The sequence below is a fragment of the Nocardioides sp. NPDC057772 genome, from assembly GCF_042798075.1.
Lineage (GTDB): Bacteria > Actinomycetota > Actinomycetes > Propionibacteriales > Nocardioidaceae > Nocardioides.
Window position 1 is genome coordinate 1 of sequence record NZ_JBHVKN010000170.1, and the last position, 11,180, is coordinate 11,180.

Consider the following 11,180-nt stretch of genomic DNA (forward strand, 5'->3'; position numbering starts at 1 on the left):
ACAGCCTTGGAGCGAAGCGAGGCGTGCGGTTGCGCCGACTCGGCGTCTCATGTGAAACCAGCCGCCTAAGCGGCAACAGCCCGTCGTGTGCCCTTAGCCGCCCCGAGTCACAGCTTCTCGACCGGGGCATAGCGGAGAAGCAACCGCTTCACCCCGGTGTCCCCGAAGTCGATGCTCGCGACCTGCTTGTCGCCGGAGCCCTCGATGGTGACAACGGTGCCGAGACCGAAGGAGTCGTGGGTGACGCGGTCACCCGGATCGAGCGACGGGACCGCACGGGCCGGCTTCGACTTCGCCGCGACATCGGCGCGCAGCGCGGCCGAGGAGAAGTTGCGACGCCCGGCCGCGGTGGGCTGACCGAGCCGCTGGCCACCGCCCCAGCTGTCGCCGGCGAAGTTGGGCCGGCCCCAAGAGGACATCTCCTTCTCCGTACGCCGCCAGTCGACCAGGTCGACCGGGAGCTCGTCGAGGAAGCGGCTGCCGGGGTTGTGGGAGGGCGCGCCCCAGGCGGACCGGACGACGGCTCGCGAGATGAAGAGCCGCTTCTCGGCGCGGGTGATGCCGACGTAGGCCAGCCGGCGCTCCTCCTCGAGCTCGGTGCCGTCACCGAGAGCCCGGGAGTGCGGGAAGACGCCATCCTCCATGCCGGTGAGGAAGACCGCGGGGAACTCCAGGCCCTTCGCGGTGTGAAGCGTCATCAGGGTGACCACGCCGTCTTCGTCGTCGGGGATCTGGTCGGTGTCGGCGACCAGGGCGACCCGCTCCAGGAAGTCGGCGAGGCCGGGCTCGACGGTGCCTGCGTCCACGTCGGCGGGGTCGGCGCTCGGGGCGGCGACGGGGTCGTCGGAGAACTCGCGGGCCACGGCGACGAGCTCGGCGAGGTTCTCCACGCGGGTCTCGTCCTGCGGGTCGTCGGACTCCTCGAGCGAGGCGAGGTAGCCCGACCGGTCGAGGACGGTCTCCAAGATGACGTCGGCACGCTCGCCGGCGTCGACCATCTGCAGCAGCTCCTCGACCATCGCGACGAAGGCCTTGATGTTGGTCAGGCTGCGGGTGGCCATGCCGGGAGCGTCCTCGGCCTTCTGCAGCGCCTCCCAGAAGGTCAGCCCGTCACGCTCGGCGAGCGCGTTGACGCAGGCCACGGCGCGATCACCGATGCCGCGCTTCGGGGTGTTGAGGATCCGTCGCAGCGAGACCTGGTCGTCGGGGTTGGCCAGGGTGCGGAGATAGGCCAGGGCGTCGCGTACCTCCTTGCGCTCGTAGAAGCGCACTCCGCCGACGACCTTGTAGGGCTGGCCGGTGCGGATGAACACCTCCTCGAACACACGCGACTGGGCGTTGGTGCGGTAGAAGACGGCCACGTCGGCAGCCTTGAACCCCGCATCGACGAGCTTGTCGATCTCGTCGGAGACGAACCGGGCCTCGTCGCGCTCGTCGTCGGCGACGTAGCCGACGATGCGGTCGCCGTTGCCGGCGTCGCTCCACAGGGCCTTCTCCTTGCGACCCTTGTTGTGCTTGATGACCGCGTTGGCGGCGGTGAGGATCGTCTGGGTGGAGCGGTAGTTCTGCTCCAGCAGGATCGTGGTCGCGTCGGGGAAGTCCTGCTCGAAGTCGAGGATGTTGCGGATGTTGGCGCCACGGAAGGCGTAGATCGACTGGTCGGCGTCACCGACTACCATCAGCTCGGCCGGCTCGGCCCGAGGAGTCTCGTCGGCGTAGGAGTCGGTCAGCGCCGTATCGTCCATCTGGTCGGCGCAGAGCTCGTGGACCAGGGCGTACTGGGCGTGGTTGGTGTCTTGGTATTCATCGACCAGGACGTGGCGGAACCGACGCCGGTAGACCTCGCGCACCTCCGGGTAGGACCGGAAGAGCTCGACCGTCGACATGATCAGGTCATCGAAGTCGAGGGCGTTCGCCTGGCGAAGCCGCTTCTGATACTCCTTGTAGGCCGCGGCGTAGGTCTGCTCGAGATGGTTGCGGGCGTCCTTCTCGGCCGCCTCGACGTCGCGCAGCTCGTTCTTCTGGTCGCTGACCCAGTTGAGCACCTGGCCGGGCTGGTAGTGGCGCGGATCCAGGTCGAGGTCGGTGAGCACCAGCTGCATCAGCCGCTTCTGGTCCTGGGCGTCGTAGATGCTGAAGTTGGACTTCAGCCCGACCTTGTCGATCTCCTTGCGGAGGATCCGCACGCAGGCGCTGTGGAACGTGGAGACCCACATGATCCGGGCACGTTTGCCGACCAGGGCCTCGACGCGCTCCTTCATCTCGGCCGCGGCCTTGTTGGTGAAGGTGATCGCCAGGATGCTGCCGGGGTGGGCGCCGCGCTGGGAGATCAGCCACGCGATCCGCCGGGTCAGCACCCGGGTCTTGCCCGACCCCGCACCGGCGACGACCAGCAGCGGCGCGCCCTGGTGCTGAACCGCAGCCTTCTGGGGCTCGTTGAGCCCGTCGAGGAGCTCCTCGGCGCTCGGCCCACGCCGTTGCGTACGCGGCTCGTCGGCCGGCTGTGCCGAGGCGAAGGCCTCGAGGCCCGGGATGGTGGCGACAGGGGTCTGGTCAGGCGTACTCATGCTGTCTCCAGCGTAGAGTGCGCCACCGACAAGTCGCGGGTCGGCAGGCCTCGAAAGGGTCAGGAAGCGACGTGCGCTGAGGACCAGAAGACCGCCACGCAGACGTTGATGACCGTCAGCGCGAAGATCGTCCAGTAGAGGGCGTTGGAGATCTTGGGCTTGCGCAGCTGGGACATCACCAGGCCGAGGACGACCAGGCCGATCACCAGCTTCACGCCGACCTTGGCGTGGTCGACCGGACCGTCGCCCATCTCGAGGACGCCGACGAGCAGCAGACCGGCCAGGAACGCGGTGCCGGAGCCGTCCCGCATGAGTCCGTTGGCCACCTTGTCCGGGGCCTTGATCTGCACGAGCAGGCCGCCGAAGAGAGCGGCGAAGCCGAGCAGGTGAATGACGAGCAGAATGTGCCGCACGATCTCCATGGGCAAAGACTAGAGCCCGGACCTCCGCACTCGGCAGGCGGCTCCCGTGAGACGACCTGAGAATGATTTTGGACACCTGTCTAGCCTGTTGGTGACCGCCATTTTCGATCTCGGCTCCTTACGGAGGATTCTGACGTGTCAACACATGACCCAACCCTGCCCACCGGTAGATCCCGACCGCTGGGCCAGCTCGGCCAGATCATTCGCTTCGACGTACCTGCTTCGCTGGTCGTCTTCCTCGTCGCCGTGCCGCTCTCGCTCGGCATCGCCGTCGCCTCCGGCGCGCCTGTCGCCGCAGGCCTGATCGCCGCCGCTGCGGGCGGCATCGTCGCCGGCCTGTTCGGCGGCTCCCCGCTGCAGGTCAGCGGCCCGGCTGCCGGCATGACCGTCGTCGTGGCCGAGACGGTCGCCGAGTTCGGATGGGAGGCGACCTGCGCCATCACCGTGATGGCCGGTGCGCTCCAGGTCGTGCTCGGCGCCACCCGGCTGGGACGCTACGCGCTGGCGATCTCGCCCACCGTCGTCAGCGCTATGCTCGCCGCCATCGGGATCTCGATCGTGCTCGGCCAGCTCAACGTCGCTCTCGGCGGCCGGTCGCAGTCCAGCGCGTTCGAGAACATCAAGCACATCATCGGCAACGCGCAGGAGCCCAACATCCACGCCATCCTGGCCGGGCTCGGGGTGATCGTCATCCTGCTCGCCTGGCCGCGGCTCCCGCAGCGGATCCGGGCCGTGCCGGGCCAGCTGGTGGCCGTCGTCGCGCTCACCCTTCTCGCGGCCGCCTGGCTGCCGGGCGCCGAACGCGTCGAGCTCGGCGGTGACCTGCTCGACGAGATCGGGTCGGTCGCGCTGCCGGAGGGCACCCCGCTCGCCATAGCCGGCGCGGTGCTGACCGTCGCGCTGGTCGCGAGCGTCGAGAGCCTGCTCTCGGCGGTCGCCGTCGACAAGCTGCACGGCGGCCAGCGCAGCAACCTCAACCGCGAGCTCGTCGGTCAGGGGCTGGCCAACACCGCCTCCGGCGCTCTGGGCGGTCTCCCGGTCACCGGCGTCATCGTGCGCAGCTCGACCAACGTCGCCGCCGGAGCCCGCACCCGTGCCTCCGCGATCCTGCACGGCGTCTGGGTGCTGCTCTTCGCCCTCGTCCTGGTCGGGCTCGTCGAGCAGATCCCGCTCGCGGCCCTGGCCGGGCTGCTGATCATGATGGGCACCGGCCTGGTCAGGCCCGCCGACATCTCCCAGGCACACGCCCGCGGCGAGCTGTGGATCTACGCCCTGACCATCACCGGTGTGCTCGCGCTCAACCTCATCGAGGGCGTCATGATCGGCCTGGTCGCCGCTCTGGTCCTGGTGCTGTGGCGACTGGTCCACGTGCGGATCGACGTACGCCAGGCCGGCCAGACCACCGACGGCCGCGAGAAGTGGCTGGTCGAGGTGCACGGCAGCCTCTCGTTCCTGGCGACGCCGACGCTGGTCAGCCGGCTCGACGCGATCCCGGAGGGCCAGCTCGTCGAGCTCGACCTCCTCGTCGACTACCTCGACCCGGCCGGGCGTGACCAGCTCGACCACTGGCGCGCTCGCTACGAGGCCGCCGGCGGCACGGTGGTCGTGGAGCACTCCGGGCCGCACGGCACCGAGGCGCCGAGTCAGGAGCGGGCGCTGAAGGCCCCGCCGATCAGCCCGCGGGCACTGCTGCCGTGGGGCGCCTGGCAGGACGTACGCGCCGACCGCACCGACCGCCACCACCCGCTGGCCCTCGGCGTCCGGGAGTACCACCGCCGCCACGCGGCGCCGCTGCGGCCGGTCTACGAGGGCCTCGCCGACGGGCAGGAGCCGCAGGCCGTCTTCCTGACCTGCGTCGACTCCCGGGTCGTGCCCAACCTGATCACCTCCAGCGGTCCCGGCGACCTGCTGACGGTGCGCACGATGGGCAACCTCGTGCCCGAGCCCGGCAGCACGGACAGCTCGGTGGCCGCACCGATGCTGTTCGGTGTCGACGACCTCGGCATCAACACCGTCGTCGTCTGCGGTCACTCTCGCTGTGGGGCGATCACCTCGGCGCTGGAGAGCACCCGTGCCGGGGAGGTGCCGCCGGGACCGGTCGGTGACTGGCTGCGTCACGCGGCTCCGGCAATCCAGGAGTGGCAGGCCGGGCATCCGGTCGGTCTCGCCGCTGCCGCGGCCGGCCGGAGCGAGGTCGACCAGGTCTCCCAGGTCAACGTCGCGGTCATGATCGACCGGCTCGGGGAGCTCCTGGCAGGCCGGGACGTACGCCTCGTGGGTCTGTTCCTGGACATCTCCGACGGCACGCTGCAGATCTTGCGCAGCGACGGGTTCACGACGCTGACCGACGCGGAGACCGACGAGCTCGCTCACCTGATGGAGGCCCGGCCGCCCGAGCCCGCGTGACCGGGTCGCCCCCTAGAGCAGGCGGCGGTCGTTGGCCCAGCGGGTGAGCTCGTGACGGCTCGACAGCTGCAGCTTGCGCAGCACGTTGGACATGTGGGTCTCGACCGTCTTGATCGAGATGAACAGCTCCCCGGCGACCTCCTTGTAGGAGTAGCCGCGGGCGATGAGACGCATCACCTCGCGCTCTCGTTCGGTCAGACGGTCGAGGTCCTCGTCGATGTCGGCGATGGCGATGGTGCCGGCGAAGGCATCGAGCACGAACCCGGCCAGCCGCGGCGAGAAGACCGCGTCTCCTCCGGAGACCCGCTGGATCGCGGCGACCAGCTCGGAGCCGGTGATGGTCTTGGTGACGTAGCCGCGGGCGCCACCGCGGATGGTGCCGATGACGTCCTCGGCGGCGTCGGAGACCGACAGCGCGAGGTAGCGCGGCGAGCCGTCGATGGCCGGCGCCTTGCGCATCACCTCGACACCGCCGCCACCGGGCAGGTGCACGTCGAGCAGCACCACGTCGGGCTTGCCCTCGGCGATCGCCTTGACCGCGGTGTCGACGTCCTCGGCCTCCCCGACGATCCGGATGACCGGCGACCGGCTCAGCTCGGCGCGTACGCCGGTGCGGAACATCGCGTGGTCGTCGACGATGACGACCTTGACCTCACTCATGTCCGTTCTCCTTCATAGCCAGCCTCCTTCGTGCGAGGCTGCTTCAGCCGCACCTCGGTGCCTTCACCCGGTGACGATCTCACCACAGCCGAGCCGCCGTGGCGCGACATCCGGTCGATGATGCTGTCGCGTACGCCATGCCGGTCCGCGGAGACCTCGTCCAGGACGAAACCGGCGCCGCGGTCGCGGACGAAGACCTCGAAGGCCTCCTCGGTCGCCTCGGCGTAGACGTCGACCCGTCCGGTGCCGGCGTGCTTGGCGGAGTTGGTGACGGCCTCGCGGGTGGCGGCGACGATCGGCCTCACCGTCTCGTCGAAGGGACCGTCGCCGACGACCACCACGTCGACGGTCACGCCGTGGGCGTCCTCGACCTCGGCGGCGGCCGCCTTGAGCGCGGCCGCGAACGTCTCGTCGGCCTCGGCCGGGGTCGAGAAGAGCCACTCCCGCAGGTCGCGCTCCTGGGCACGGGCGAGCTTCTGCACCATCGCGGGGTCGCCCGAGTTGCGCTGGATCAGGGCGAGGGTCTGCAGGACGGAGTCGTGCAGGTGGGCGGCCATGTCGGCGCGCTCCTGGCTCCGGATCCGCTCCTCGCGCTCGCTGCCGAGGTCGCTGGCGAGCTGACGCACCCACGGCCCGGCGACGAGGAAGCCCGCGCCGAGCACGATCAGCCCGGCGATGACCAACGCGGTGGCGTTGCCGAGGTTGAGCTGGCCGCCGGCGAGGATCACCGCGAAGAGCATGAGCCCGACGCCGACGCCGACGCGGACGTACGCCCGCCAGCCACCCTTGCCGAAGACCATCCGCACCAGGTCGAGACGGCCGGTGCCGTCGATCCAGCGCTCGCGCTGGGCGGCGTCGGCCTGGCGCCACAGCAGCGCGACACCGGCGACGCCGAGCATCGCCGGCCAGATCAGCGCACCAGCGCCGAGGATCGCGTCGAAGAGGACGACGGCGCCGAACCCGAGCGCGAGCAGCGCGATCGCCGGGCCCTTGTCGACCCCGCTCGCACGCGCCGCGGGGCGGCGGCCGCCGCGGGTCGCGCTCTCGCCGCCCGGCGTGGACTGCTCGATGTGGGGCGCGGCGGGGATGAAGATCCACAGCGCGGCGTAGAGGACCACGCCGAAGCCGCTGAACACCGCCGTCACCACGAAGAACGCACGCACGGCGAGGACCGGCAGGTTCAGGTGCTCGGCCAGGCCGGCGGCCACGCCGCCGATCACCGACGCGTCGGTGTCGCGGTAGGCGCGGCGTACTGCCGGCTCCGGAGGCGGTGCCGGCAGCTCCGCGGTCGCATGGGTTGTCGTCATGATGACAACCATCGTCACACCAACCGCGGGCGCGTGCCATGAGGATTCACCCTGATCCTGGCTCGTCGCGAACTCAGGGCCGTCCCTGATGGTCTGCGGGGTGCGGAGGGGTCAGAGTAGGGGTGTGACGATCCCGCCCGAGGCGCCGCCGCCTCCCACCCCGGAGCCGCCATCGCCTGTCTCGGAGGCGCGCACCCGCCCCAGCGGCGAGCAGCTGCGCAACCTCAGTGGCCTGCGGCGTACGACCCATGCCTCCCCGGAGGGACGGCACATCGCGGGCGTCGCGGGTGGGATCGCACGCCACTTCGACATCGACCCACTCCTGGTGCGGGTGGTCCTGGTGGTGTCGGTGTTCTTCGGCGGTGCGGGCGGGATCGTGTACGTCGCGGCCTGGCTGCTCGTGCCCGAGGAGAGCGCCGAGGACGGGATGGTCCCGGTCGGGCCGCCGGCCCGTAATCTGCTGCTCTGGATCGCCGGCGGCATCGCGGCGATCTCGCTCCTCGGGGACGCGTTCGGTGACACGAGCGTGCCCTGGTTCTGGCTCGCGGTGCTGGCCGTCGTCGCGCTCTGGTACGCCAACCGCGGCAAGCTCGGCCGCAAGCGGGGCGGACCTCCCCCGCCACCGGCCACCTCGACAGCACCCGCTCGCGTAGACGTCTCCGCAGCTCAGACGCGTACTCTGCCCGCCCCGTGGCCACCCGGATCCTACGATCCCAACGCACCTGTCGCCGTGGCCGATCGCCGGCGCCCGCCGCTACTGTTCGGTCGTGCCATCGCGGTCGCCGCCATCGAGGTCGGTGTCCTCGGGCTCGTCGACGTCGCGGGCTGGGCGTCGGTCCCGATCAGCGCCTACCCGGCGGCACTGCTGGCCGTCTTCGGCGCCTTCCTCGTGCTCGGCGCCTTCTGGGGCCGCGCCGGCGGGCTGATCTTCCTCGGACTGCTGGCGCTGGCCGCGCTGCCGCTCACCATGATCGACCCGTCGAGCATCGAGACGAGCAGCAACATCGAGTCCCACCCGCAGAGCGTCGCGGTGCTCGAGTCGTCCTACAACGTCGACGCCGGTGAGATCCTGCTGGACATGAGTGCCATCGACGCCAAGACGCTCGACGGACGTGATCTCGACATCAACAGCTCCTTCGGCGAGATCACGGTGATCGTCCCCGACGACGCCACCGTGGCCGTGGACGCCTCGGTCAGCGCGCTCGGTGAGGCGCGGGTCTTCGACGAGACCCGCAGCGACGTCGGCGGGTTCGACCTGGCCCGCACCCACGTCGCCGGGCAGGAAGGCAGCGAGCCCGGCCTCGCCGACGACGCCGACCTTCACCTGACCACCACGGCGGACATCGGCGCGATCAGCGTCTTCGCGGAGAGCGACCCCCGCGCCGCGGCCTTCATCGAGACTGTCGAGAGGAGCACACCATGAGCTACGACTACGCCCCGCCACCGCGGTTCGAGGACCAGGCCACGCCGCCCAAGCGCACCGGCCGGCACCCGGTCAACATCGGCCACCTCGTCATGGGGCTCGCCTTCCTGGTCTTCGTCGGTGTCTGGGCCCTGGTCGAGACCGGCACCGTCGTCGTACGCAGCATCGAGGACCTCCGCTGGCTCCTGCCGCTCCCCTGGATCGTCGGCGGTTCCGTCGGGCTGCTCGCCGCGCTGTTCAGGAAGAGCTGACCCTCACGGAGCCGCGACGTCGAGCGACTTCTCCTTGATCTTTCCGGCGAGGACAGACCGGTACGCCCTCTTGGTGACGTCGTTGCTGCTGATCAGCGACACCGCCTGACGCATGAGCAGGTCCCGCCGGTTCTGCGGCACGAACATCGCCAACCCGTCCGTACGCCCCGAGCGCTGCTGCACCTCGATGAACGGGCGCAGCCGCTGCTCCCACTCCCGCAGGGCACGCGCCGTGTTGCCGGGGTTGCGGGCGAGGGTCGTGCCGAGGAGGTCGGCGCCGGAGATGGCGGTCGAGGCCCCCATGCCGGAGTAGAGAGTCGGGCACCAGGCCGCATCGCCGACCACGACGACGCGGTCTGTGTGCCACGTCGGCATCACGACCTGGTGGACCGAGTCGAACAGGCGGTCCTCGGCGGCCTCGAACTCGCGGAAGAGATGCTCCAGGATCGGCCCCGGCGCCTCGGGGCCGAAGGCGGCGCGGATCCTGTCGATCGGGTTGCCGCGGAACTGGGCGTCCTCGTCGTCGGTCCGATAGGAGAACATCACCGTCGGCGCGTGGTCGGCGAACCCGAACACCCACACCGAGCGGCCCTCCTCGGTGAGGATGAGTCCGTCAGAGGGGTTGAACCCCGGCACCTGCTCCTGGAGGAGGGCGACGCCGATGATGTGGTTCAGCGGCTTCAGCAGCTCCTCGTCGGGCCCGAACACCAGGCGGCGTACGGTCGAGCGCAGACCGTCGGCTCCGACGACGAGATCGAAGCGCTCGGTGGTCTCGACACCGTCCGCGGTGCGCAGGGTCACGTGGACCCCGTCGACGTGCTCGTCGACGGCGGCGGGGCTGGTGCCGTAGCGGATCTCGGTGACCTCGACGACCTGGTCGTACAGCGCGGACTCGATGTCGCCGCGCAGGATGAGGCGCGGCTGGCCGGGAAGGTCGCTGTAGCCCATGCCCGGACGACGTCTGGTCGCGGTTCGGTCGACGTTGTAGGTGATCCCGTCCAGGTCGGTGCGGTTACCGATCGCGTCGAGCACACCCATCCGCTGCGCGGTCGCACGCCCGGTCTCGAAGAGTCCGACGAAGTAGCCGGCGGCCCGGCGGTCAGGGGCACGCTCCACGATCACCGGCTCCCAGCCGATCTCACGCAGCCGCATCGCCGTCGCCAGTCCCGCGATGCCCATCCCGACGATCAGCGCCCGTGGTGCCGCCATGTTCACGCCTCCTCCCAAACGGAGACCTGTTCTCCGGTTAACTCGCAGCCTAGCACTAAGCGGAGAAACATTCTCCGCTTGGTTAGGATGAAGGCATGAGTACGTCACCGGCCCCACCCACCCGGCCGCTGCGCGCCGACGCCGAGCGCAACCGTCAGCGCCTCATCGCCGCCGCCCAGGAGCTCTTCGCATCCCGCGGCATCGACGTCACCCTCGACGATGTCGCCCGCCACGCCGGGGTCGGCGTCGGCACCGTCTACCGTCGCTTCGCCAACCGAGACGAGCTCATCGAGGCGGTGCTGACAGGCGCCGTACGACGCCTCGCCGACCACGCCGAGAAGGCCCTGACCAACCCCGACCCATGGGGCGGCTTCGAGGAGTTCTTCCTCGCCACGTCCCGGGACTTCGCCGAGAACCGTGGGCTCCGCGAGCTCGTGCTCGAACGCAACCGAGGCACCGCCGACGCTTTCGTTGACGCTCGCAACGGATTCGAGCCCGCCGCGAGAACCCTCATCGTCCGCGCCCAGCAGGCCGGTGAGCTCCGCGACGATGTCGAGCCCTCCGACTTCCCCCTCATCCACCTGATGCTCGGGGCGGTCACCCATCACACCCGGGACGTCGCGCCGGAGCTGTGGCAGCGGTTCGTCACGCTCTTGCTCGACGGGCTGCGTACTCGGCGGGATCGGCCCACGGCCTTGGGGGCCCCGGCGATCACTGAGGATCAGTTCGATCGGGCGCTGACGTAGGGCGAACTGCCTGTGCACAACCGTTACTTCGTGGTTGGCGTGGGCCGCCGACCCTTTCCTGAGGGTCTTCTCGATCTGGACCGGCGTCAAGGACGGGCCTTCGGCCCGCCGGCTTCGCCGGCCGCTTCGCGGTCCTGGACTCCGGACCAGATCGAGAAAAAACTTGGCTGGCTATCGGGGCGGCGGCCC

9 protein-coding genes are annotated in these 11,180 nt (G+C 70.2%); 4 read left to right on the top strand and 5 right to left on the bottom strand.

Annotation, left to right across the window (positions count from 1 at the left end; all coding sequences use genetic code 11):
• Window positions 1-107: 107 nt before the first annotated feature.
• Window positions 108-2,567: a DNA helicase PcrA gene (pcrA, locus tag ACFVJS_RS21640; RefSeq protein ID WP_378884714.1), complete on the bottom strand. Its 2,460-nt coding sequence runs from the start codon at window positions 2,565-2,567 to the stop codon at window positions 108-110.
• A gap of 59 nt (window positions 2,568-2,626) precedes the next feature.
• A complete protein-coding gene (locus ACFVJS_RS21645) occupies window positions 2,627-2,989 on the bottom strand; it encodes a hypothetical protein (RefSeq protein WP_378884717.1) in 363 nt (120 codons plus the stop codon).
• A 135-nt stretch (window positions 2,990-3,124) separates the two neighbouring features.
• Between ACFVJS_RS21645 and ACFVJS_RS21650 the strand changes: the two genes are divergently transcribed.
• On the top strand, window positions 3,125-5,395 hold the full coding sequence (locus ACFVJS_RS21650; protein WP_378884719.1) for a SulP family inorganic anion transporter: 2,271 nt from the start codon (window positions 3,125-3,127) through the stop codon (window positions 5,393-5,395).
• Between the two features lie 12 nt (window positions 5,396-5,407).
• On the opposite strand, the gene ACFVJS_RS21655 is transcribed toward ACFVJS_RS21650, so the two are convergent.
• On the bottom strand, window positions 5,408-6,055 hold the full coding sequence (locus ACFVJS_RS21655; protein WP_378884722.1) for a LuxR C-terminal-related transcriptional regulator: 648 nt from the start codon (window positions 6,053-6,055) through the stop codon (window positions 5,408-5,410).
• Complete coding sequence (locus ACFVJS_RS21660; protein WP_378884725.1) at window positions 6,052-7,362, bottom strand: PspC domain-containing protein; 1,311 nt, start codon at window positions 7,360-7,362, stop codon at window positions 6,052-6,054. The genes ACFVJS_RS21655 and ACFVJS_RS21660 overlap by 4 nt, the downstream gene beginning before the upstream one ends.
• A 124-nt stretch (window positions 7,363-7,486) precedes the next feature.
• On the opposite strand from ACFVJS_RS21660, the gene ACFVJS_RS21665 reads away from it, so the two are divergent.
• Together ACFVJS_RS21665 and ACFVJS_RS21670 are read left to right on the top strand one after the other, a co-directional pair.
• The gene (locus ACFVJS_RS21665; RefSeq protein WP_378884731.1) at window positions 7,487-8,785 is read left to right on the top strand and encodes a PspC domain-containing protein; all 1,299 of its coding nucleotides are present in this window, start codon (window positions 7,487-7,489) and stop codon (window positions 8,783-8,785) included.
• Complete coding sequence (locus tag ACFVJS_RS21670) at window positions 8,782-9,036, top strand: hypothetical protein (protein ID WP_378884733.1); 255 nt, start codon at window positions 8,782-8,784, stop codon at window positions 9,034-9,036. Before ACFVJS_RS21665 ends, ACFVJS_RS21670 begins: the two co-directional genes overlap by 4 nt.
• A gap of 3 nt (window positions 9,037-9,039) precedes the next feature.
• Here ACFVJS_RS21670 and ACFVJS_RS21675 read toward each other — a convergent pair whose 3' ends face one another.
• A complete protein-coding gene (locus ACFVJS_RS21675) occupies window positions 9,040-10,245 on the bottom strand; it encodes an FAD-dependent monooxygenase (RefSeq protein ID WP_378884736.1) in 1,206 nt (401 codons plus the stop codon).
• A gap of 95 nt (window positions 10,246-10,340) precedes the next feature.
• Here ACFVJS_RS21675 and ACFVJS_RS21680 point away from each other — a divergent pair, with 95 nt between their 5' ends.
• A complete protein-coding gene (locus tag ACFVJS_RS21680; RefSeq protein WP_378884739.1) occupies window positions 10,341-10,991 on the top strand; it encodes a TetR/AcrR family transcriptional regulator in 651 nt (216 codons plus the stop codon).
• The last annotated feature ends 189 nt before the right edge of the window (window positions 10,992-11,180 follow it).